Genomic DNA, 24,377 nt, shown 5'->3' with positions numbered 1-24,377 from the left:
AAAGCCGTTCTCAAAGCTTGCTTGTCCGATCGTACATTAGATGAACAATAACTCAGCTAAGCCGCTGCTGGCAAAAATTCTCGAATTCGCTGCAAGTATGTTGCGGCATCCTCCAGCATCGGAAAGTGAGCCGTATTGGGAATTATAACAAATTCTACTTTTTTGCTGAGGGAGGCTGCTTGCTCTCCCATGACGGCCGGGATAATTTGGTCGAATTCTCCGGCAACAAGCAGTGTGGGAACACTCAGCCGCGCAAATTCTTGGGGCATTTCCTCGGCGGCTCTTTTGCTGACGGCCGTCACCATTGTACCTATAGCAGCTTGCTCGTCTGCCATTAAAAAATCCTTGAGAAACGCCAGACTGACCTCTCTGGGCAGGGAACGGCGCAAAAACCGGGCCATAAATAGCCGATCGGCAAAGGGGATCGATGCCAACCAAGACGGTCTAAATTTTACCACATAGCCACCAAATTTGTGAAAAGTTGTAAAGTCTTTTTCATCGTATTCAAAAATCCCGCTGCAAGTGAGAATTGCTTTTTCTACTTTTTCGGGGTAAAGGTTGAGAAATAAAGTAGCAATTGAGGCACCTGTGGAATGAGCATTCAGAAAGACGCGGCTTAAATTCAGAGATTCTAATAATTCCGCTAAGTCGCGGGCGTAGGTTTCGAGTTCGTAGCTGGACTCAGGAGGCTCTTTAGGCAAAGGCGATCGACCAAAACCTCTCATATCGTAGAGCAAACAATCAAAATCATCAGCAATAGCCCGTGCCGTGCTTTCCCAGTAGCGCGCTGAGCCCGCCCACCCGTGCAGGAATACCATCACTGGTTTCCCGCTGGGTTGGCCACTGTTATCTGCCGTTATCCACTCGTAATAATGTTCTACACCGCGAATTGAAATGAAAGACATGATATTGATTTTGGATTCTTAGATTTTAGATTTTAGATTTTAACTCATAATTGTTCACTAAATACCCAAATTCCCGACTTCTTTAAAAAGTCAGGAATTTTAAGACTACACCTATAAAAAACTCAGCGTTAACCTGCGTCACTCCTCTCAGATATGCGGTCAAAATTTTTACACATAGAAACCACCAGAAATCACAAAGCACTTTAATCTTGCATCTATCAAAAAAATCTGCGTTAATCTGCGTCAATCAGCCTACATCTGCGGTAATAAATTACCAACATAGGAAAGAACGAATCATAAATCTTAAGCAGCAGAAGCAGCCAGCCAAAATAAACCATCTACCAAAAGCGTGCTTAACACAGCTCCGCTGAAAGCGCGCCAGTGCAGTTCTCGATCGCGCAAACTCAGCAAACCCACTGTTAGCAGCACAGCGATTAAAACTAGAGCACAGCCTATGCCCCAAGGAGTTTCAATTTGACCGATCGCACTTTGAAAAATCGGCATAGCTAATTCCGGTTCCGCGTGCATCACTTGCCGCCAGTAGGGCATCAACCCTGTTAAATAAAAATATAAATCAGTAATGGCAGTACCCAATAGGGAACCCAAGTAAAAATATCCGCCAACTTTTCCCCAAGATTTGCCCAAGCACCAAATAGCAAAAGGCAAGCCAATTGATTCTATAGGTAGATGTAAAATTGGTTCCCATCTAAACCAGCCCCAATAGATAGAGCCTGCCAGCCAACATCCGGCAAATCCTAATAATAAATCTCCCCAAAGTTGTGTTTTGGGGCGGAAAATTAGAATTAAACTCACAACGAACCAGGGGATAGTTGACAGCAAACTGATAGTTGGATATAAGCGCACTAAGGGTGCTTGCACGAAGACTGGAATGGAGACTAAAAATGCTGAGGCGCTAAATATTAACCACTGTTTGATGCTGTTTTTTGTGCCTGAAGTGACAGAATTGTCGAGGCCGGCGAGGGTGGCAATAGGTGCGATCGCTGAGGATACTAAATTAAGATTAAACAACTGATTGGACTCCGTATTGTTTCAATAGGTGGACTAAAAATTTTGCTGCGGTTGTGGGTGCGACAGTCTCAATGCCGGCGGCGGTTTGGCTGACGTGCCAGCCTTTTGCCGTTTGGGGAGCTCGCCATAAATCCAAATGTTCGATCGCGGGATCTGCATAAAAACTCTCTCCACCCCCACCAAGAATTGCCGAACTCCAGTGCGTGAAGCGATCGTGGCTGATGCGGTGGATGGGAAAATTGCCCACCAGAGGTACTCCCCAACCGTCTAAGGCAAAAAAAGCCCCGACTTCGCCGCCAAGTTGCTGCCACATCCAAGCCGCCCCGATCGCCCCGGCTACTCCTGCCGAAAAGCTGACAAATACTAGACTTTCTCCAGCTAACTCTTCGCTGTACAAAAAGTGGAATATGTCAAGAGCTGAAAAAGGCGGATATTTATGAGCGGGAAAAATCTTGGCAGGCTCGACTATTTGCTGGTTTTGGCGATCGGCTGCCAGTCCCCAAAGCCCCGAAAGTCCAGCAAGGAAACAGTCAGTTAGCTTTGGTTCGTGCACTCCGGGGCAAATTACCAGTCTCATAGTTCGTCAAGAAAGTTAATATAGTTCGCAACATAACTTTATCATATGCCTACTATATCATATACTACCCCTGGGGATAGGGTGTTAAACTTATAATAGAGTCAAGTTTGAAGAGTATCCCCCCAAGTTAAAAGCTGGGAACGCTCCAAACAGCTTTAATCTGAGGCAAGGTGAGGGAGTCTTAAGAAAACATAAAACTTATCCCCCCCGGCCCCATTCCCTGTCAAGCTTAGCAAAGTCTGATTCTAGTTTTAAGCAGTTCTGTATTTAGATTTAACTTTTTTGGCGGCGTCGAAGCCCGGCCTACAAAAGCTTAAAGAAACAGGATTGTGAAAATTAGAGGCCTGCCAGCTTAGCTGCCCTACGAATTTCGGGTCAGGGTCAAAAAACCAACTTAGGACTGATGCTCATCAATCCGGTTTCTAGGATAAATAAGAGGTTTGACCGGGAAGTATGGGCCAAGAAACCGGGAATCAGCCCCGCGCACGTCAGTCGTGCGATCGCAAACAATGAAAAATCTCTCATTCACCCTTCATCCTGCCTGGATCTCTTAGAATAAATAAAATTGAGGAATACAAAGTGGTTGCTTCTCCAGAAAAAATCGAGTACAAAACATCTGCAGCACCCGCAAGTAACGATCGCGTTGCTGTATTGCTGATGGGTTACGGCGAAGTCGAAAGCTACGACGATTTTGCCAACTACAACGAACAAGCTTTAAATTTGCTTACGGCAAAGTTTGCGCCAGTACCACTTTGGATTTATCCGCCGCTGGCGAAGATTTTAGCAATCTTTGACTTGCACGAGTGGAGTCACCAACACGGTCAATTCGTTTCGCCGCACAATGCAATTTTTGAACAGCAGCGCGCCGGGATTGAAAAGAATTTACAGGAAAAATGGGGCGATAAAGTAAAAGTGTTCAAAGCTTTTAACTTTTGTGCGCCGTTTTTGCCGGAACAAGTAATCCCTCAAATTCAAGCAGAAGGATTTGACAAAATTCTGATTTATCCCTTGTTGGTAGTTGATTCTGTTTTCACCAGCGGCATTGCTGTCGAACAGGTGAATAAAGCTTTAGCACAAACCTTTGATGGTAAGGAACATTGGGTAAAAGGACAGCGCTACATTCCTTCTTTTTACGATGAACCTGCTTACATCGATTTGATGGCGCGTTTGGTGGAAGAGGAAATTAAGAACGATTTAGCTGTAGCGCATTTGCCTTCTCAGATTGGGATTGTGCTGATGAATCACGGTTGTCCGCACAAGGCGAAGGGCTTTACTTCGGGAATTGTGGAAAGTCAAGCTTTGTACGATCGCGTGCGGGAACGTTTGATGTATCGCTATCCTTTGATTTCGGTGGGTTGGCTGAACCACGACACACCGCTGATTGAATGGACGCAGCCGGATGCGACGTTGGCTGCGAAGAATTTGATCGATTTGGGTGCAACTGCGATCGTCTTTATGCCGATCGGATTTGCCACAGAAAATCACGAAACTTTGTTAGATGTAGACCACATTATTGAGTCTTTGCAGAAACAGCGTAAAGGAGTTACTTACCGCAAATTGCCTTGCGTTAACGACCATCCAGAGTTTCTGAAAATGGCCGCTGAGTGGGCAAATCCGCAGATTGAAGCGTTGTTGAGTGAGACTGCGGTTGCTGTTAATCCGAGTTTGGCTGCGGCGCACCGCGAGCACAGTCATTCTCACGAAGGACACGGGCATTCTCATGGCGGACACGGGCATTCTCATGGTGATCACGGGCATTCTCATGGCGATCACGGTCATTCTCATGGCGGGCACGGCCACAGTCATTAATTAATTGAGTCCTTGGGTGGGGGCGGGTTTATTATATTGTTGGTTTCCCACATAATGGTTGGTAAAACCCGCCCCTACAGGCCTGTAGGGGCGGGTTTTACAGATAATATTTGAGGATCACAGACAATCTAGATAAACCCGCCCCGGCTATACTAATTGAGTGCGTGAGTTCAGATTAATTGAGGTCAAAAGTCGATCGTCCTTTGGTGTTTTAGAGAAGGGGCGATTTGCTTTTTTATCATCAAACTGATAAGCTTTTCTGCATTAATACTGAGATTGATAGTGGAGTGCCTGTGGCGAACGAAGTTGGGTGACACAATTAAATCCCTACTTTCTGAGTCGAGGCGATATAATTGAAGCAGTTGCGGTAAAAATGAGAAAATAAATGAGAATTAGTCGTTTAGAAATTACCAATGTAAAAAGCTTTCAAGACAAAGTAGATATCCAATTTGATCCACAATTTAATATATTAGTTGGCCCCAATGGGGGCGGAAAAAGTAATTTTTTAGATATCCTGCTGATAATTTTAAAAATATTTTTTTTACATAGTTATTCGGTGAATTCTGGTATGGGAATTGGAGCGACGGAGATTCAGCGAGTGTTTTCATTTGATACGGCAGAGAATCATCTAGATAAATTCAGTGCAGATGCTTCTGATTCTAAAATTGAAATAACTTTTAAAGTAGATGCTCAAGATATAAAAAATATAGTAACAATCAATCAATATAAAAAACAAATAAACTCAGCTTTGGGTCACTACAAACTTCCATATTACTCTCCTCCAATAAGTGATGAATTTGAAAATTGGAAACTGGGTGAGCTAGCAGAAAATCAAGAGTTAGTATATTGCATAGTAAACAATGTACTGGTACAACCATCTTTGAATTCACGAGAATTAATTTATCTTAAATTTTTGAACTATTATGAACTGTTATCAATAGTTATACAGAGGGATATTGATTTGCAGCTTTTACCTCTTGATACTCGCCTTAGCCCAAAATATGTATATTTTTCGCCTTACAGAGGAGGAGATACGCTATTTCAAGTCAGCTTAGCGGGTCACAGCTATTATAATTTATTAAGTAATTATTCATCAGCTACGTCTCGAAGTACAACTTCTTTAATAACGCTAGCATCGATATACTTTGCACAAAAGATACGGAGGTATGAAAGGCTTGCCAGGACTCAAGGATACGAAAAAGATTGGGATGCAGATGAAGAAGTTAAGTTAGTAACTAAATATTTCAAGAAATTGGGATATTCATGGAGTGTAGAGCTTAAAGATGCAAACAGTAATACTTATGAGATTATTCTGCTAAAAACCCAAGAAAATACAAAATTTTCTTTACATCAGGCGAGTTCGGTAGAAAAAGAAATTCTAAATTTTTTATTGGGAATTTTTGCATTTAATATTAAAAATGGCTTGATTGTTGTAGATGAACCTGAAGTTCATTTACACCCTAAATGGCAATCTCTACTCCTTGACTTATTCTTTGATTTAGCTGATTTAACACAGAACCAATTTATTTTTTCAACCCATTCTCCTATATTTATTAATCAGAGAACTATATCGAAGATTGTGAGGGTGTATAAATCGAGTGGTAAAAGCACTATAAAAAAAATTCTTAAAAGCGATTTTAACGAAACTAAAGACCTTCTCCACATAATTAATAGCCACAACAACGAGAAAATATTTTTTGCAGATAAGGTAATTCTTGTGGAAGGAATTACCGATAGGATTTTTTGGGAGCAATTAATTAATATTTATAAGAAAGCCGAAAACAGTGAAATTATAGAAGTTTTGGAGGTACATGGAAAAATTAATTTGGAAAAATATCGTAAATTTATAGAAAAAATTGAGTTGGACAATTACATAATTGCAGACCTAGATTATATTTTAGACATTGGTAGTGAAGAACTCAATAAAATGTTTATAGTGGATTATCCAAAAATAGATCGAGAGGTTATTAATGCCAAAAAAAGTATTGATGGTAAAACATTGTTTCAGCAAATTGAAGAGGCTATAAAGAGTGAAAATTTCGACCAACTAACAAACCTTTGTAATTATATCAAGTCGAGAAAAATGAAGTTACACGAGAATCTAACCGATCAACAATTGCAATTATTGGAAATATTTATCACAGAAAAAAGGGAGAAGGATAAAATTTGTGTTCTTAGTAAAGGAGAAGTAGAATATTACTTGCCGGAAGGATATAAGAAATTAAACACACTTATTGAATTGACTAAAAATGAAAGGAAATTTAGAGATCTTATTATTCGTGAAGACTACCGAGAGAAAAGGGTAGAACTAAGTAAAATTATTTGTTCTATCCTCGGAATAAACTTACTACCAGACGAAGAGGTGGTTGGGTATCTTAGCCATCGCCCGGTTTCTGACTACCCGGGCGTCCAGGAATATAAATAAACCCGCCCCGGCTATACTAATTGATTTGCGATCGCCCCAACCAACTTATCAATCTCCGCCTCAGTTGTAAAATAGTGAACACAAGCCCGCACACAATCAGGATTAAGAATTGTCCGCACCATAATCCCCTGTTTTTCCAACAAATCGACAAGCTTTTTGTGCGGCATCCCATTAGTTAATCTAAACGAAACCAAACCAGCTTCCGGCGCCGATTTTCGCAAACATTCCACATCGGGAAGTTCCGACAAACGCTCCCAGAGATACTTACTTAAACGGCAGATTTCTGCATACCTTTCCTCGATCGTACCCCATTCATGTTGCAGGGCGATCGCACTCCGCAAACCCGCATACAAAGGATAAGCCGAAGTCGCAATTTCATAGCGCTGCGATCCAGACTTCCAGCCAAGGACTTTAGCATTAGCATCCGTCACAATTCCCCGCCAACCGATAAACACCGGATGCAAATCTGCCAAAGCTTCAGCACTCACATAAAGTCCGCCCAAACCTTCCGGGCCACACCACCATTTGTGACCAGTAAAAGCATAAAAGTCAACCCCCGATTCAATCAAATTCAAAGGCAAAACCCCCACAGATTGAGCCGCATCAACTAATACTTTCACTCTTGTTTGATGACACACTTTCACAATCTCAGTCAGAGGCAAAACTTGGCCAGTATTCCACAAAATGTGACTGATAACCAACAAGCGAGTATTTGGCCGCAAATTATCAGCAATCACTGCCACCGGATCGCCTTCATTCAAAGTTGCCGCCAACGGACAAATCGAAACCTCAATGTTGAAACGGCGCTGAAGTTCCATTACACTAGCTACAATGCCGGGGTGTTCGCAATCAGAAAGCAGCAAATGGTCGCCTGCTTTCCAGTCAATGCCCCATAGCGCAATATTGCAGCCGACGGTGACATCTTCAGTTATGGCGATGGTTTCAGGAGGTACAGCCAACTCAGATGCGATCGCACGTCGCGTCAGCATCGCCTCCTGAACCACCCAAGCCCCCACCTCCGCCGAAAACGGCCCCCCAAGCTGCACCCGTTTGTAAGCCTGATAAATCGCGTCTAAAGCAGGCTCAGGCAGCGGCCCTTGTCCGCCGTAGTTAAAATAAGCTTTATTGGCCAAAGCTGGGAATTGTTGCCGGTGATTGTCCTTTGTCATTTTTTTTGGGGAATTATTGATAGCGTTAATATTGAATAACTAATGCTGTGAATTTTATACCTTTTGCCGGATACTCTATGCCTTGCGAATACTAAATGTTAATAACTGACAAACTGCTACTTTCCTATCAGCGATGCCATCTCCGAGCTTTTTTAGACACTTGTGGAGACTGGAAACAACTAGATCCCCCCAGCGACTTTCTGCTGAAACTGATGCGCGACAGCGCCGCATACCAGCAGCAAGCTTTGGAACACGAGACTTACCAACAACCATATTATCCTAGAGGGGATTGGGAAGCCGGCGCGGCCGCTACATTGAGTTTAATGCAGCAAGGGGTCGATCGCATTTACCGAGGAGTTCTGATCCAGGGCGAATTCGGTCAAACCAACGGCGCAACAACTTCTCTGGTAGGAATTGACAGTCCATATTTCCCAGAATTTGGCGAAATCCCCGAAACTCCCGTTCATCTTTCATCCTCCAATCTACACTCTTCAAACATTACCCTGATCAGCCGCCCCCATTTATTAATCAAACAGCCGGGAAAATCAAAATTTGGCAATTGGAGTTATATTAATGCGGATATTTGGCTTAGCAAGCGACCAAAACAAGAGTATCAAATTATCGCAGCTTTTCACGCCCAAGTTTTAGCTTCCGTACAGGAAACAATGCCAGAGACTGCGTGGCTGATGCTGCGAAAAAAAGGGTGGTGGCAGGTGAATCTCGACCAGCGAACTCCTCAGATGTTCGAGATTTTAGACAACTGCATTCAGATGATAGAAAATCGGGATAAACCAGAGGTGTTCATTTCCCGGCAAAAGTGCAATCTTTGCGGTTGGTATACTATCTGTCACGCCGAAGCCGAATCTATTAAACATCTTTCGTTATTGCCGGGAGTTACTGCCAGCCGCTATGCGAGACTAAAAACTCTCGAAATTACTGATGTAGAAGCTCTCGCTAATGCTAGTTCCGCACTGCTAGCTGAGTATCCAGAATTCCCTGACAGAGTTGCTTTTGATGTGGTGCAGCAAGCTAAATCGCACTTGCTAAATCAACCGCTGTTGCGGGAAGAAGGAAGTTCGGCAACGGATTGTGTAACGGATGTAACGGATAGAAGTTCGGCAACGGATTGTGTAACGGATGTAACGGATAGAAGTTCGGCAGCTAACACTGTACGGGATTTAACAAACTTAACGGATGTAGGTGTGAGGAAAGAAGGAATAAGGGAAGAGGCAGAAGTTAATCAATTTATAACCATACCAGAACTGGCTGAGAAGAGTTTAGCAACAGTTAATTTTGTTCGGGGAAAGACTACAGAAAATAAACCTGCGATATCTTCTATACCTGCGCCAATTCTCCGCAAGAAACCAATTCCGTATTCCCAATCGGTCTTTTTGCCGATCGCCCCAATCGAACTCTACTTTGACATTGAAGCGGAACCCGAGTTAAATTTAGATTACCTCCACGGAGTCTTAGTTGTTGACCGATCCAACAATACGGAAAAATTCCACGGCTTTTTAGCAGAATCAGCAGCAGAGGAAGGTGCAATCTGGGAGCAATTTTTAGAATTAATGTGGACTTATCCCATTGCTCCGATTTTCCACTTTTGCGACTACGAAGTCAAGACTTTTAAGCGGCTGGCTAAACTTTACAATACTCCAGCTTATTTGTGGAAACCCGTGCTGAAACGGTTTGTAGATATTCACAAACAAGTGACGCAAAAAGCGATTATGCCGGTGGAAAGTTATGCACTCAAACCAATTGCCCGCTGGCTGGGTTTTGACTGGCGAGATGCTAAGGCTAATGGTGCTCAATGCGTCTGCTGGTACGACGATTGGCTCAAAACCGGCGATCGATCGCTCTTGGAGGCGATCGTCCGCTACAATGAGGACGACTGTCGTGCTACTTATGTAGTTAAAGAGTGGTTGACCAATTTTTTGCTAAATCATGAGCCGTGATTTTCTGATTTAACGAACCGCGAAGACACCAAGGGCGCGAAGGAAGAAAGGGAAGAGGAAGATAGGTAATAATGTATTTATTGGTAAAATGCGAAAGCTAGGAAAAGCAACTATATTTATTGTCTGTTTTTTGATGGCCGCAAGTGTTGCTATTTGGGTAAACCAATCAGCGCAATCTTTCGCCGTTACGAAAATAGATTTAATCGGCAGAGCAATATTTCCTACAGGTTCTCCGTTTCAGGGGACGGAAATTGGCGGACTTTCGGGCATTACTTATGATGCCGACAAACAAGTTTATTATGCCATTTCTGATGACCGCAGCAGCAAGGCTCCGGCGCGCTTCTATACTCTCAAAATTAACTTGGAATCGGGTAAACTGGAAAAAGAGCAAATTACTTTTACTGATGTCACTACTTTATTAGATGAAAACGGCAAAGCTTTTCCTGAATTAAGTTTAGATCCGGAAGGGATAGCTTTTACTGGCAATAGCGTGTTTGTTTCTTCTGAGGGAGATGTCGATCGCCAAATAAATCCTTTTATCAAAGAGTTCTCCCTCGATGGTAAACTCCTGAAAACGCTGGCAATTCCTGACCTATTTTTGCCCGACTACAAAGGCACTAAAGGCATCCGCAACAATCTATCATTTGAAAGTTTAACTTTAACGCCCGATCGCAAGTATCTATTCACCGCTACCGAAAACGCCTTGGTTCAAGATGGCGCCGTAGCTTCCCTGGAAACCGGTAGTCCGTGCCGGATTTTGCGCTACGATGCGGTGAGCGGCAATCCTGAAGCATCGTTTCTCTACATCACCGAACCGCTACCCGCTGGCGCGAATCCTGTGGGAAAATTAACTAGCAACGGTTTAGTGGATTTGTTGGCGATCGACGATAACCGCTTGCTGAGTTTAGAGCGTGCTTTCTCCCTGGAAACTGGCGTTACTGTTAAACTATTTGAGATTTCTCTGGAAAATGGCGATCGTATTGAAGCACTCGAAAGCCTCAAAAGCCGTCTCAGCGAGGTTTCTCCCGCTCAAAAACGGCTGCTGCTGGATTTGGAAACCCTGAAAATTCCCCTAGACAACATTGAGGGGTTGACATTTGGCCCCGCCCTGGCGGATGCTAACAGAGGTCTGATTTTGGTGAGCGACAACAACTTCAGTCCCCTGCAAGAGACTCAAATTTTGGGCTTTCAAATAAAAGTTCAAAAAACCTCTTGACAAAAGGTGAAGTGATAGGCATAATAGAAATTGTGCCTGAAAAAACGGCAAAACGAGGGACAGTAGTTCAATTGGTTAGAGCACCGCCCTGTCACGGCGGAAGTTGCGGGTTCGAGCCCCGTCTGTCCCGTTCTCTCGTAAATAGAAAGTTTAAAATACAAATTTTAAGCTTTTAGTATTTTATTAATTGAGTAAGGAGGAGCGAAATATGACTGTTACGCTCATTAACCCCTCCCCAGAAAAAACTACACAACGGGTGGTATTATCTAATATCAGTTGGCAGACTTACGAAAGCTTATTAGCAGAAGCAGGAGACAAGAGATCCTCGCGATTTTCATACTCTCAAGGAGTCTTAGAAATTCTCATGCCATCCGACTTGCATGAAACTATTAACTGTTTGCTCAAACGGATTGTTACAGCTTTGACTGAGGAGTTGGACTTGAAGATTAAGGGATTTGGTTCGACGACTCTCAACCGTGAAGATTTAGAACAAGGTGCAGAACCAGATTCATGTTTTTATATCCAAAATGTCGATCGCATTCTAGGGAGAAGGCTTGACATCTCAGCCGACCCTCCCCCAGACTTGGTAATTGAAGTTGATATTACCAGTCCTTCTTCTAATCGATTTGTAGTTTACACACAGCTAGAAATTCCTGAAGTTTGGCGGTATCGGGCACAAACTGTACAAATTTATCAATTGCAAAATCGGGAATATATTGCCTGCGATCGCAGTCCGACATTTCCCATCCTTTCTGTAGCAATGCTCAATCAATTCTTGCAGATGGCAGAAACTCAAGATGACAATGCCATAATTCGGTCTTTGCGTCAATGGGCGAACGAGCAGTTGCGATCGCCCGATCGGAAGCAATAATACTAAACTTAATTTAACTAATTCCTTTCTCCCACGGACGATCGACTCCCAGCAGCGCTCAAAGGTGCGAGGAAATAAAGGGCCGGGCGATCTGATATGTCAAAACCAGGACGATGGGGACGAGAATCGGAATAGCAACTAGCAATCCCCATTTGCCAAACCTAAGTTTTTGACCGTCCGATTTGAACAGGAAAATCACAGCCGCAATTCCCATAAGTATCCAGAGGCCGCCGAAGCCCATGAAGACTGTATAGCCTACATCTTGCATTTTTTTTGACCTTTAAAAGTAGTCCATCTTTAAGGTTAGTTGCAGTCTGTTTCTGCTGACATCTTCAGATAGACCGATCGAACTTATTAAATATGACTCATTTTGAGTTGGGTTGGCAGCGGCCCTGACTTTCGCACTCGATCCGCTGAGTTCGATCGCTCATAATTGTTGCTAAATCCGGCCTTCCCGTCAGCTTCAGCCGCCAGTCTGCCCAAATTCCGTACAGCCAATTGGCGATCGTCTCGATCACTGGTAACTTAGTAACTGCATAAATCCATCCCATCCCTAAAATCTCGTAGGTTCGGCGAAAAACCTCCACATTTTTAATTGCCGTACCGTCGGGTAATATTGCGTGAATTCGCCCCATCGCCGTTTCGTAGTCGATTCCGCCGTGGGCCTTCGGGTTGTAGCCATCATCCGCGATATCCACAAACGACACTAAACCTCGCCCCGCATCGCGTTTTTTCAAGAAATTAACCTCCCGCACGCACAGAGGACATTCACCGTCGTACAGTAACTCAATCTGCCAAGCAGGCGCAACAGACTTGGGTGAGGGCGCAACAGATTCGGAAAACTCGGTTTTAGCAGCAGACATAGGGAAATATTTTTTAATGTCGTCGATCGCACACAAACATTTTACAAGCATCAATACTTATCAGGTGCGCCTTGGGTACTCCTAAAGCAGTTATTTGTGCTGTGAAAAATAGTCCCAAAGGTCAATCCAGTCTTGGCCGCCCGCAAGCTATTATCATCAAGATGCCCTCTCCTGCCTTGCTGGAGAGTTTCGCCCGATCGCCCGATAGTCGAATATCAAACAATTCGAGGCAAAGCACCTGCCAAGCACAACTGTTAATTCAGCAACAAAATATAATAAAATTTAAAGTCTTAAACATCAGCTATTCCCCAACCAGCAAATCGCCCCCAATCTAAAAGCAAAAATCTACATGAATGTCAGAGTCCGTCTAGCCCCCAGTCCCACCGGAAACCTACACATCGGTACCGCCAGAACCGCCGTATTTAACTGGCTGTTTGCCCGCAACCAAGGCGGCAAGTTCATTCTGCGGGTAGAAGACACAGACGTAGAACGTTCTAAAAGTGAATACACCGATAACATCCTCGAAGGCCTCACCTGGCTAGGTATGAACTGGGACGAAGGCCCGAGTTTTCAGTCCCAACGTCTGGAAATATACCGCCAAGCAGTCCAAACCCTTCTAGACAATGGACTCGCCTACCGCTGCTACACCACGTCGGAAGAACTCGACGAAATGCGGGAAGCACAAAAAGCCAACAAACAAGCCCCCCGCTACGACAACCGGCATCGCAACTTGACAAGCAAACAGCGCGCAGCTTTTGAAGGCGAGGGGCGACAAGCTGTGATTCGGTTTATCATTGACGACGATCGCACCATCGCTTGGAACGACATGGTGCGCGACACCGTAACCTGGAAAGGTAGCGACCTCGGCGGCGATATGGTGATTGCCCGTGCATCCAGCGGCGGCGTCATCGGCCAACCCCTCTATAACCTCGCAGTAGTTGTCGATGACATCGACATGGGCATCACCCACGTCATCCGCGGCGAAGATCACATCGGCAATACTCCGAAACAAATATTGCTCTACGAAGCTTTGGGCGCGACAATCCCAGAATTTGCCCACACGCCGCTGATTTTAAACTCCCACGGGCAAAAGCTTTCTAAACGCGACGGCGTAACCTCGATTTCTGACTTCAAAGATATGGGCTACGTCCCCGAAGCTTTAGTTAATTACATGACTTTGCTCGGTTGGACTCCGCCGGATTCAACGCAGGAAATATTTACACTGTCGGAAGCAGCAGAATTATTTACATTCTATCGAGTCAACAAAGCTGGTGCAAAATTTGATTGGGATAAACTCAATTGGCTTAACAGTCAATACCTGCACAAAATGCCAGTGCCGCAATTGACAGATTTGCTGATACCTTATTGGTGGCAGAAAGGCGGTTATGAGTTTGACTTGGAGGCCGATCGCCCCTGGCTCGAACAAATAGCTGCTTTAATCGGCCCGAGTCTCGTTCGATTAACCGATGCTGTGGATATGTGTAAGGTATTCTTCTCCACAACGGTGGAATACGAAGAAGAAGCACTCGCACAATTGCAGCAAACAGGGGCTGCACAGGCTTTACAAGCAGTTGTAGAAGCGATGGAAAGTCATTCGTCCCTGACATCAGCGGAAGCTCAGAAAATCACTAAAAAGCTCAGTAAAGAGAAAAATCTTAACAAAGGGCTAATTATGCGATCGCTCAGAGCCGCTCTGACAGGTGCAATGCACGGCCCCGACCTGATAGAATCTTGGGTAATCCTTCACCAGCGAGGAACGGCTAAAACCCGTTTGCTTGATGCCATTAGCAACTTGAATGGGCCTGCTGTTGGTGTCGCGGACGAAACTCCTACCCCAGAACAACCACACGCAGAAACAGTCGCCGAAAGTTCTGCTACAGAACAGTCAGCAGTGGAGGTTTCAAAAGTCGAAACACCGACTCTTGAAACAGTCGAAACCCCGGTTGTTGAACCATCAGCAGCAGAGGTTTCAGAAGTGGAAAAACTTGCGATCGAAACAGTCGAAACGCCGACTGTCGAACAAGCAGTGGAAGTTACAGCAGTCGAAATACCGACTTCAGAAACAGGCGAAGTGTCGGCTCTTGAACCAACCGACGGGGAGGTTGCAGCAGTCGAAATACCGGCTCTTGAAACAGTCGCAGCAGCAGTTGAAATACCTGCCGCCAACCAGCAAAAAACTATTGCGAGTGGAGAAATGACTTCATCAAACGAACCAGAAACAACCGTTATCATCACCGAAGTTCCTGCCGGAAATGAAGCAGACAGTTCAAGCGGTACAACAAAAGTCATAATTACCGAAGAACCGCCAAGTCAGACCCAGCAGATCAAAGAACAAATTATCTCAATTTTGTCTGAGTTTCCAGCTTACATTGGCAGCTTTTACGAGCAGTACAAAAGTCCCCTGACTGTTATCGGTGTAATTGTAGCCTCGATTGTCTCTTTGAAAGTGCTTTTGGGCGTAATAGACGAACTCAACGACATCCCCCTGCTAGCACCCACATTCGAGCTAATTGGTATCGGATACACCGGGTGGTTTATCTACCGCTATTTGCTGCGATCGTCCAATCGGCAACAATTAGGTCAAGAAATTCAAGCCTTGAAAGAACAAATTTTAGGCAAAAAATCCTAAACTTTTGCTGTAATTTGTTGAATTTTTACCCGAAACTGACAATTGTAAATAAGTTGTCAGTTTCGGGTTTTTAAATGGTTGACTAATGACTAATCACTAAACCCCAGCCGCAGTAAAAGCCGCCCAATAATAAGGATTGGCAAAAGGATAGGGTTTGCGGTTGCGAATTTGCTGCAAAGATGCTTCAGCAATCAGGCGAGAACTTTGAGAAAGCCGATCGAACATTTGCGAAATTTGAGGTTGAAAATCCGCCAGCAGCACCTCCAATTCCTCGCCAGTCAAATCCCGCAGCCACCTTTGAGCGTCTCCCAGCGCGATCGCCACATCTCCCACCTGCAACCGAGAAAACCGTCCCAGATTTTCATAAAACTTGCTCGTCAGCAGCAGCGTAGAAACATCGTTCACCTTCCAAAGACTGCTAACCACACTAGAGGTGCCAGCATACAACAAACCCGCCGACAAGCCCACAAAATCTCCTCCAGCACCGCTAACTCCGCCGGCGGCAATTTCGCAACCCGATAAAGTAACTAAAAAATATTGCCGCAAATCCAGATTAAAAATTTCCTCTAAACTCAGAGAATCATTCCTCAAAAACACGGCGGATTTCAGAGGCCAAGCCAAATTAAGCAAACTCAAACAAGCAAAATGAGCGCATTTTTTCTGTGGCAACTGCCCTATTTGCTGAGGCAAATTTCCATTATTAGCAGACATTTCTTGGGAAAAAGCCTCTTTAATTGCCGGCTTATGGCGCACAACTTCTGTACTGGCAAAATACTGGGAAATATTGCCGATTTCAATGTTGCTGTAGAACGCATCTCTGGTAAAAGTTGGGATTGCTAAAAGGTGCTGCAAACCGGGTCTGTACCGACCGATAGCCGCTCCGCGAGCACTTTGTCTCAACAGCAATAGCTGACAGCTAGGAGCATAGCGAATTCCTCCGGCAAATCGATCGATCAAATAAGCCGCAGGCGCTGCAACGTCGCCAAAAGACGAACTTTGAGAAAAATCCGAAAGGCTGTAGGTCTCCATATCAAAACCGCTGCGATCGCTCCACCCAGACCTAAAAATTCCCCCATCCTCCTCAAACCCCTCTCTCCCCGCCAAAGGCAAAGCGTGGAGTGGCAAAGCGTGCAAAAATCGGTGCGGCACAAAAATCAGCCGATCGCAATTCTCCGGAATCAGCGCCACCACTCGATCGATTTCCAGTATCGCAGCCAAGCGTTTGAGGCGAGCCGGGAGATGATTGATCCAGCGACCTTTTTGTTCAGAATAAGCGCTGAGGTACTCCTGGGCCCAAGTTTCGGCAGCCAAAGCATTTTGCGGGGAACACAGGTGAACGGCGGGATATTGTGCACTCTTTACCACCACAAAAGCAACCAGCAACTCCCCCAAACTCGCCCACGCCACAGCAGCGCAATTGTCATCAGGCAACAATTGGCGAATTTGCTCGAAAGCGATCGGTTCAACTTTGTGAGCTAGGCTGAAGAAAGGATCGTTTGCCTGCACCTCCCGCGCAATCAACCTATCAAACTGCTTCCACAATTGATTTAAGTGCATGAAGTCCGAGTTCGGCACCAGAGAACCGCTGTTCAAACCTTGGCTATCGCCCTCAGAAATTAAGGTCGTGTTCGGCTCAGGTTCTCCCTGTTCTTGGTGCCGCTGTTCCCCCGCTATTTCCAGTCGCAGTGACTCTAACTCGCTTCGCACCGCTGCAGGAATTTCGGCTTTCGGAGTCAAGTGGCATTTAACCAGCAGTTCTACCAAATTCCGATTTTTGTGGCGTTCGGCGTATTCCAGAGCCTTAGCGTAATATTCAGGTTGGGTAGCGCCGAGTTCCAAGCAAACTTGCACCAGGCATTTATAGAGTCCCGCCCAAGTGCGGGTTAATTTGACTTTTTCGGTACTCGTCCGATCGCCAAAATCGACTGTATCAACCCCAACTTCGCAACGCAAGAATTCAACAGTATCGACCGCAGCAGTAAAAACCCCGTAAGCGCGAAGCAAGTCGCCTCGAACTCGGTAAGCTTGACCCAAATAAAATAAAATTTCAGCCCAGCGGTGGGGATAGGTTTCGCGAGTGTAGACTTGACAGGCGCTGTGATAGCAGCCGATCGCGCTTTCCATGTGCGACACATTTTCCGCCTCCGTCAGTTGCGAATAAGCTCTGCCGAGATAAATTTGCAGCATTGCCCAGCGGTTGGGATAGGCCTGCCTGGTGTAGACTTCGCCCGCATTTTGATAGCAGGCGATCGCGCTTTTGAGGTTGCGGTTTTTTTCCCCTTTCACGTGTTCGCAGAAAGCGCGGCCGAGGTAGGCACACAGCATTGCCCAGCGTTCTGGAGATTTTTGGCGGTTGCAAAACAGCAAAGCATTTTGATAGCAGGCGATCGCCATTTCCATATTTTCGGCTTTTTCCCCTTTCACCCGCCGACTGTAGATCCTACCGAGGTAAGTTTGGATCGAAGCCCAGGCTTCGGGAAATTTGATCCGGGTGTAGACTTGTAAAGCATTTTGATAGCAGGCGATCGCCATTTCCAAATTTTCCACCGGATCGCCTTTGATGCGATCGACAAACACCCGACCCAAATTCCTTTGAGTCGTCGCCCACTGCTGCGGAAAAGCTTCCCGAGTCCGCACCTGCAAAGCTCTCTGATAGCACGTAACCGCGTATTCGAGATTTTCAGCTCGGTTGCCCTGCGGCAACTCGCAGTAAGCATTTGCCAAATTATTTTGAGTTGTAGCCCAACGCCGGGGAAACACCTTGCGGTTGTAGACTTGCAAAGCATTCTGGTAGCAACCGACTGCCTGTTCCAGATTTTGGGCTTTGTCGCCCCGCAGCCGGCGGCTGTAAGCACGGCCGAGATTGTTTTGAGTGCTCGCCCACTCTTCCCCGAAAGTTTCGCGGGTGCGAACTCGCAGCGCGTTTTGATAGCAGGCGATCGCCTGTTCTAGATTGTCTGCCGGATCTCCCCTGAGACGCTCGCTGTAAGCGTTGCCTAGATTGTTTTGCAGCGTCGCCCACTGTTCCGGGTACTGTTCGGGCGTGCGTACTTGTAGGGCATTTTCAAAGCAAGCGATCGCCTGTTCGATATTTTGAGCCTTATCACCTTTGGGGCGATCGCTGTAAGCGTTGCCCAGATTGTTTTGCATCACCGCCCATTCTTGGGGAAAGTCTTTGCGGGTAAACACCTTAGCAACTGTTTCGTAACCGGCAATTTCGATTTCCAAGTTGTGAGCTTTGCTGCCGAGGGGAAACCGCCCAATTTTGTTGCTCAGATTGCCGATTAACGCTGCAATGCGCCTAGTCTCAGATTCTTTGGCAGCAGAGAACACCAAATTGGCCCAGTGGCGCAGCAGTTCTGCGAAATTCTGGTCGAGTTTGTCTAAATTGTTTCTCAGAAGCGAGTACAGGTGCTGCGAATCAGCACCGCGCGCGACTGCTTGCAATACTTCTGCTAAAAAAGCCAGATATGCTGCCCCGGTTGCGGGCAATTTATAATTCCCTTTTGCCGATTCTAAGGGTGCGATCGCCCTTTGGAAAAATTTTGCAGCTTTCAGCAAGCTTTCTCGCGTCAGTACCACTTCTTCCAAATAAAGCGTTTGCACGAACCCAAAGTCGATCGACTTTGGGTTCGTCCTCAAAATCAAATCTATTCCTGAGTCCCCAGGATTTTCCAGCAGCGCTTGGAGCATATTAACATCAGTTTTGCGACGCTGTTCGTCCATCGTGCATTCCGCCAAACTATTAACCATAGGAGCGCTGCTTCCGTGCAACCAAGTGAACTACCCACCGCTAAATCGTAGTACCGAATATAGTAGGGGCTTGTGTACTCATAGGCGAGGGCCTTAGCTTAGACTTTCGTCCAACCTTTGGTCTTACCTCGCATCCTAAAGCCGAAATGGCTGAACCTTCTTGCGCCTTTAGTATTTTGATACCTTCTGCTTTCATATTTATCCCTGCTTTCTTCTCGCGAGCGCGATCGGTAGCACAGTGAGGACAAGTCTCTTCCCTCATATCTAATGGCATCTCGGTCATTTGATAGAAACAATCAGAACAGAGTTTAGAACTGGAAACCCCTCTATCAATCTGGACTAAGTTCCCGCCTTTGCGTTCCAACTTGTAGGCTAAGAAGTTGGTAAAACTTTCCCAAACCTCATCCGATCTTGCTTTTGCCAAATTTTGATTGCGAATCCTGTTCCAGAAATGAAATTTTTCTACTCTGACCGCGAGTCGATCGCTGACCAACTTATAACTAAGTTTATGTAGAAAATATTGCCACAATTTCCTAAACCGCTCGCCTACCTTTGCCACAGCTTTTCTATATTTGTGTTCAGAATTACTGCTTTTATGCTGGGCTGTTAACTTTTGCTGCTGGTGCTTCAAGTTCTTCTCCTGCTTGGCAAAATGCTTAGAACTGTCATATTTAGATCCTTTTAAATTGCCAGCAATTCTACCTTGTTTTGTTTTATGGCTCTCAGCATTCTTGATTTTAGTCAGTATAGATACCAGATATTTATCGGAATATTTTTTACTAATAAGTGAAGTCTCAATTTTTCCCTCACTTAATCTATATCTCTTTATTCTTTTCCAGGTCATTTTCCTATAATTTAAAATTATAGTACGCACAAATTTAACTTTTTTAGAATTCTGAAGTAACAGTTTTTTAGCTTGATATGGTAACTTATAAAACCCAGCTATTTCATCAAAAAACTTTTTGTATGCAGTCGTTAAGTTGAGTGTAGCATCTTGCCAAAATTGGCTGTAACACTGACTTAACCCTACACTTCCCTCGGATTTTTTGATAGCAGGTAAAAGTATGTTGAGGCCGGAGTAGCCACGTTTTTTACCAGTTTTTTTATAAACTTTAATTGATTTATTTAGATCGTAATTAGACCACCAACGCGCACCCCCAAAAGTTGAAGCTACTGGTATTTGTTGATTTTGGGTAGGATACAAACGAACTTGGATAGCCTTGTGTAGCAATCAACATCACCTCCTTGATTCTTCTATTCTCTCACAATATACAGTTGACGATCAAAGCATTACGAAAAAATTTTGTGACGAGGATTACATATTTCTCTCTAGAAAGCGAGCCCCAAAATTACTTGAGGATGCAATCGTCGTCACCCCCCCCTTCCCACTATAACGGTACTCAGTTGAGTTGGAAGGGCGCGAAATTAAACCACGATTCACACCCAACAGACACTCACATAGGGAAACTAGCACCTACGATCGCTAATAGTATAATTTTGCGCGCTGCTCTTTAGTAAAATCGCAGTTCAAAACACCGTCAGTCTGTCAGGGCGGGTTTCACAGACAGTTCTAAATTTGACAAACCCGCCCTGACAGACTTGCAGCGGGGCGGGTTTACTTTTACCCCGATCGGACTTAGGCCAAAAAACCGGGCTTATGGGAAACTATTGGGTTTGGTAACGAGGAATCTCGAAAGAAACCCGGTTTCTGAGGAAGAGTGTGTCCTCGACTAAGTGAGTTATCTAGGATATGGCGCGAGTTTCAGCGCTACAGCTAACAAAAATCAACTCAGTAAATTTTACTGTACCGCTTGAGAACGCAGCGCTGATTCCACTGCCTGCAGAGCTCGATCAACTTCAGCGGCGGTGACAATCAGCGGCGGGACAAACCTCAGCACTTTCGGCCCTGCAGGAACCAACAAAACTCCTGCGGCGATGGCAGATTTGACGATATCAGCGGATGTAAGTTCGATGTCAGCTTGCAATTCCATCCCGACAATCAAACCCCAGCCGCGCACCTCAGCAATTAAATGCGGATATGCGGCCGCCAACTTGTTGAGCCCTGCTTTCAACTGTTCCCCGCGCTGCTGCACGTTTTCCAGAAGGTTTTCCCGTTCTAAAGTTTGGCAAACGCACAAAGCTACAGCGCAAGCAAAAGGATTGCCGCCGAAAGTGCTGGCGTGACTTCCCGGTTCAAATACATCGCAGGAAGATTTGCACAGCATAGCGCCGATCGGGATACCGCCGCCCAATCCTTTGGCAGATGTAAAGATATCCGGTTCAATGCCGAGGTTTTCGTAGCCCCAGTATTTGCCGCTGCGTCCCATCCCGACTTGCACTTCGTCGAGAATGAGCAAAATGCCTTTTTCGTCGCAAATTTCCCGAATGCGCTGGAAGTAGGCGATATCTCCGGGGCGAACTCCGCCTTCGCCTTGCAGCGCTTCCAGCATAATTGCAGCAACTTGGCGTTCGTCTTTGTCGAGTTGCTCGATCGCCGTTTCGATCGCACTAATATCGTTGTAGGGCACATAGTGAAATCCGGGAACCAAAGGGCTAAAACCCTTCTGATATTTAGGCTGTCCCGTTGCCGTAATTGTCGCCAAAGTCCGCCCGTGGAAACTCGCAACAGCGGTAATGATTGTCGGATTCGAGATATTTAATTTTTCGTGGGCGTACTTGCGGGCGAGTTTAATTGCCGCTTCATTAGCTTCAGCGCCGGAGTTGCAAAAGAAGGCTCTGTCCGCGCAAGAATGGTCTACAAGCCACTTCGCCAGCTCGCCCTGTACGGGGATGTAATAAAGATTAGAAACGTGGTGTAGGGTTTGAATTTGCTGAGTTACCGCTGCAATCATTGCCGGGTGCGCGTGTCCCAGAGTGCAGGTAGCAATACCAGCCACAAAATCGAGATATTCGCGGCCCTCGGTATCCCAAACGCGGCAGCCCAGGCCCCGTTCTAGGGCGATCGCAAAACGCCCGTAAGTCGTCATTACATAGCTGTCGAAGCTCTCAGAACTGAAGGGACTGGCTTCGGCTTGCACGCTTGGTTCTTTTAGTAAGGTTTCTGGACTCACGAATCGCTCCTTAACACATAATATGCAGACCTCGATTGTACGGTAAAAATCCAGGTTAGCGGTGCAGGCTGTTAGTTTTGTCATAAAATCATAACAGTAACCTCAATTAATCCCTCACAAATCTACTGATGAGTTATTACATTTCTCCTAACTTTCTCGATAAAGTTGCGGTGCACGTCACTAAGAACTTTTTAAATTTACCCGGGGTAAGAGTTCCCCTAATTTTGGGAATTCACGGCCGCAAAGGAGAAGGCAAAACTTTTCAAACCGAACTGGTTTTTCGGCGGATGGGCTTTGAACCGGTGATGATATCTGGTGGGGAATTAGAAAGCCCGGATGCAGGAGATCCGGCGCGTTTAATTCGCTTGCGCTACCGGGAAGCTGCGGAGCAAATTAGGGTGCGGGGCGAGATGTGCGCCATCTTTATTAACGATTTGGATGCTGGTGCTGGCAGGTTCGATACTACTACTCAATATACTGTCAATACTCAGATGGTCAATGCGACTCTGATGAATATTGCTGATAATCCAACTAACGTGCAGTTACCGGGAAGTTACGACAGCACCCCGCTGCACCGAGTGCCGATTATTGTCACCGGAAATGATTTTTCTACGCTGTACGCGCCGCTGATTCGCGACGGGCGGATGGAAAAGTTTTATTGGGAACCCAGTCGGGATGATAAAATTGGGATTGTTGGCGGAATTTTTGAGTCTGACAAATTGTCAAAAACCGAGATTGTGGGGTTAGTCGATCATTTTCCCGATCAGGCGATCGACTTTTTTAGTGCTTTGCGATCGCGCATTTATGACGAACAAATCCGCGAATTCATTCACAAAGTAGGAATCGAGCGAGTTTCCAAGCGTTTGGTAAATACTTTGGAAGCAGCGCCAGATTTCCATAACCCGAATTTCAGCCTCGCTCATTTATTAGAAATGGGCAGTTTGATGGTGGGTCAACAAAAGCGGATTAAGGAAATGCGCTTAGTAGATGAATACAACCAATCGCGGCTGTTTAACGTTCAAGGAACCCCCAATGCCCCTGCTGCTGCGCCCACGCAAAGTGAATTAAACGACCCGTCATCCAAATATTATAAGGCTTACGTTGAGCCAAGTTCTGAAGGTGGTAACGGTCATGCAGCGCGGCTGAGTTCCGAGGTATTGGAACAAGTAAAGCAGTTGTTAGCAAGAGGCTGCAAAATAGGCATGGAATATGCAGATAATCGCCGATTTAAAACTGGTTCTTGGCAAAGTTGCGCGACGATTAAAACTGAACAGGAAAAAGATGTGGTTGCATCTTTAGAAACTTGTTTGGCAGAACACGGCGGCGAATACGTGCGGCTGATTGGTATCGATCCAAAAGTCAAGCGGCGGGTAGTTGAAACTATTATTCAGCGGCCGCAGGGTTAAAGCTAAAGTAGTTAAAGTTATGAAGGACACAACAATGTTGTGTCCCTACAGGCAATATCTTCATCTCGCCGTAGACTACTGGACAGACAGAGATGATGCAAACCAGCGGCGAATTAATTCAACTTGGAAACGGTAGCCCTCACTAACTTCCTCAATCAATTCGCGTTGCAGAAGTAAATTGAGAGCATCGTATTTATCGGGAAAGTGTTGCAAAATAGTTAGTCTGCTGACTGTTGCCCCTTCTCCTCGTGCTGCCAAAAACTGCAAAATAGCTAATCCTGCTGCATCTGCTTGATTGCAGGGCTTGCGATCAAATTGCTTTACGTACTTAATTTTGAGTAGTTTCATAAATATAACGATCGCTAGAAAACTATATCAAAGAAAGGATTAAATAAATTATCGAAGGACTGCATCTGTTTTAACCCTTCTTCCTGCCAGTCATCCCCCATTTCCTCATCTTCCAAACTAAATAATCGTTCTCGACAAAGGATTTGCAGCAGCAGAGGCCAGCATTTACTTTGAGTCAAAATCCACTCGACATCCTCAGCCGGAAAAGGCATGGGCGAACTGGCTATCAACTCGCGCGCTTCAGCTTCAGTCATAGCTCCGAGAGTTGTGGTATTATTCCTCTTCTGTCACTCTAGGCAGAGTATAATAGGACAAAATCTCTCAAACCTGAGCTGGGTCTATGGTTAAGCC

The 24,377-nt window shown here is 45.4% G+C and carries 18 protein-coding genes, 1 tRNA gene and 1 pseudogene; 9 read left to right on the top strand and 11 right to left on the bottom strand.

The genetic code is table 11. From position 1 onward, the window contains the following. Positions 1–56 precede the first annotated feature (56 nt). The 3 genes from QUA45_RS21380 to QUA45_RS21370 form a co-directional block, all read right to left on the bottom strand. Positions 57–905 carry an alpha/beta hydrolase gene (locus QUA45_RS21380; RefSeq protein WP_333222053.1) on the bottom strand — a complete coding sequence of 283 codons (849 nt, stop codon included), beginning with the start codon at positions 903–905 and terminating at the stop codon, positions 57–59. A 303-nt stretch (positions 906–1,208) separates the two neighbouring features. Beyond that, positions 1,209–1,934 carry a DUF3120 domain-containing protein gene (locus tag QUA45_RS21375; RefSeq protein ID WP_333222052.1) on the bottom strand — a complete coding sequence of 242 codons (726 nt, stop codon included), beginning with the start codon at positions 1,932–1,934 and terminating at the stop codon, positions 1,209–1,211. Next, positions 1,927–2,511, bottom strand: coding sequence for a hypothetical protein (locus QUA45_RS21370; protein WP_333222051.1), 585 nt, complete (start codon positions 2,509–2,511; stop codon positions 1,927–1,929). Before QUA45_RS21370 ends, QUA45_RS21375 begins: the two co-directional genes overlap by 8 nt. 579 nt (positions 2,512–3,090) lie before the next feature. Here QUA45_RS21370 and QUA45_RS21365 point away from each other — a divergent pair. Then, the gene (locus QUA45_RS21365; RefSeq protein ID WP_333222050.1) at positions 3,091–4,320 is read left to right on the top strand and encodes a ferrochelatase; all 1,230 of its coding nucleotides are present in this window, start codon (positions 3,091–3,093) and stop codon (positions 4,318–4,320) included. Positions 4,321–4,705: 385 nt separating this feature from the next. Beyond that, positions 4,706–6,745, top strand: a complete 2,040-nt coding sequence (locus QUA45_RS21360; RefSeq protein ID WP_333222049.1) for an AAA family ATPase — start codon at positions 4,706–4,708, stop codon at positions 6,743–6,745. 11 nt (positions 6,746–6,756) lie between these two features. Here QUA45_RS21360 and QUA45_RS21355 read toward each other — a convergent pair whose 3' ends face one another. Continuing rightward, positions 6,757–7,914, bottom strand: coding sequence for an aminotransferase class V-fold PLP-dependent enzyme (locus tag QUA45_RS21355; protein WP_333222048.1), 1,158 nt, complete (start codon positions 7,912–7,914; stop codon positions 6,757–6,759). A 95-nt stretch (positions 7,915–8,009) separates the two neighbouring features. Here QUA45_RS21355 and QUA45_RS21350 point away from each other — a divergent pair, with 95 nt between their 5' ends. From QUA45_RS21350 to QUA45_RS21335, 4 genes are all read left to right on the top strand, one after another. Beyond that, the gene (locus tag QUA45_RS21350) at positions 8,010–9,869 is read left to right on the top strand and encodes a TM0106 family RecB-like putative nuclease (RefSeq protein WP_333222047.1); all 1,860 of its coding nucleotides are present in this window, start codon (positions 8,010–8,012) and stop codon (positions 9,867–9,869) included. 88 nt (positions 9,870–9,957) lie between these two features. Next, on the top strand, positions 9,958–11,085 hold the full coding sequence (locus QUA45_RS21345; RefSeq protein WP_333222046.1) for an esterase-like activity of phytase family protein: 1,128 nt from the start codon (positions 9,958–9,960) through the stop codon (positions 11,083–11,085). 56 nt (positions 11,086–11,141) lie between these two features. Beyond that, positions 11,142–11,215: transfer RNA gene (locus QUA45_RS21340), tRNA-Asp, on the top strand. Positions 11,216–11,293: 78 nt separating this feature from the next. Continuing rightward, positions 11,294–11,956 (top strand): Uma2 family endonuclease, encoded by a 663-nt coding sequence (locus tag QUA45_RS21335; protein WP_333222045.1) that lies wholly within the window; start codon positions 11,294–11,296, stop codon positions 11,954–11,956. A 58-nt stretch (positions 11,957–12,014) separates the two neighbouring features. Here QUA45_RS21335 and QUA45_RS21330 read toward each other — a convergent pair whose 3' ends face one another. Then, positions 12,015–12,224, bottom strand: a complete 210-nt coding sequence (locus QUA45_RS21330) for a hypothetical protein (protein WP_333222044.1) — start codon at positions 12,222–12,224, stop codon at positions 12,015–12,017. Positions 12,225–12,321: 97 nt separating this feature from the next. Then, positions 12,322–12,870, bottom strand: a complete 549-nt coding sequence (locus QUA45_RS21325; RefSeq protein ID WP_333222043.1) for a DUF393 domain-containing protein — start codon at positions 12,868–12,870, stop codon at positions 12,322–12,324. Positions 12,871–13,168: 298 nt separating this feature from the next. Here QUA45_RS21325 and gltX point away from each other — a divergent pair. Further along, positions 13,169–14,611 (top strand): annotated as a pseudogene (gene gltX, locus QUA45_RS21320) (glutamate--tRNA ligase); the annotation flags it as partial. 402 nt (positions 14,612–15,013) lie between these two features. Further along, on the top strand, positions 15,014–15,448 hold the full coding sequence (locus QUA45_RS21315) for a CAAD domain-containing protein (protein WP_333222054.1): 435 nt from the start codon (positions 15,014–15,016) through the stop codon (positions 15,446–15,448). A gap of 96 nt (positions 15,449–15,544) precedes the next feature. On the opposite strand, the gene QUA45_RS21310 is transcribed toward QUA45_RS21315, so the two are convergent. The 3 genes from QUA45_RS21310 to QUA45_RS21300 form a co-directional block, all read right to left on the bottom strand. Then, a complete protein-coding gene (locus QUA45_RS21310; RefSeq protein WP_333222042.1) occupies positions 15,545–19,201 on the bottom strand; it encodes a CHAT domain-containing tetratricopeptide repeat protein in 3,657 nt (1,218 codons plus the stop codon). Positions 19,202–19,241: 40 nt separating this feature from the next. Further along, a complete protein-coding gene (locus QUA45_RS21305) occupies positions 19,242–20,432 on the bottom strand; it encodes a transposase (RefSeq protein ID WP_333222041.1) in 1,191 nt (396 codons plus the stop codon). A gap of 568 nt (positions 20,433–21,000) precedes the next feature. After that, complete coding sequence (locus QUA45_RS21300) at positions 21,001–22,272, bottom strand: aspartate aminotransferase family protein (RefSeq protein ID WP_333222040.1); 1,272 nt, start codon at positions 22,270–22,272, stop codon at positions 21,001–21,003. Between the two features lie 128 nt (positions 22,273–22,400). On the opposite strand from QUA45_RS21300, the gene QUA45_RS21295 reads away from it, so the two are divergent. Continuing rightward, positions 22,401–23,678, top strand: a complete 1,278-nt coding sequence (locus tag QUA45_RS21295; RefSeq protein ID WP_333222039.1) for a ribulose bisphosphate carboxylase small subunit — start codon at positions 22,401–22,403, stop codon at positions 23,676–23,678. Positions 23,679–23,753: 75 nt separating this feature from the next. Here QUA45_RS21295 and QUA45_RS21290 read toward each other — a convergent pair whose 3' ends face one another. Both QUA45_RS21290 and QUA45_RS21285 read right to left on the bottom strand, forming a co-directional pair. Next, positions 23,754–24,026, bottom strand: coding sequence for a hypothetical protein (locus QUA45_RS21290; RefSeq protein ID WP_333222038.1), 273 nt, complete (start codon positions 24,024–24,026; stop codon positions 23,754–23,756). A 14-nt stretch (positions 24,027–24,040) separates the two neighbouring features. Beyond that, on the bottom strand, positions 24,041–24,280 hold the full coding sequence (locus tag QUA45_RS21285; protein ID WP_333222037.1) for a hypothetical protein: 240 nt from the start codon (positions 24,278–24,280) through the stop codon (positions 24,041–24,043). Positions 24,281–24,377: the final 97 nt, after the last annotated feature.

The organism is Microcoleus sp. Pol12A5, assembly GCF_036701435.1.
Classification (GTDB): domain Bacteria; phylum Cyanobacteriota; class Cyanobacteriia; order Cyanobacteriales; family Microcoleaceae; genus Microcoleus.
The sequence above is the reverse complement of the archived record's forward strand: the minus strand, read 5'-3'. Positions and strand labels throughout refer to the sequence as shown.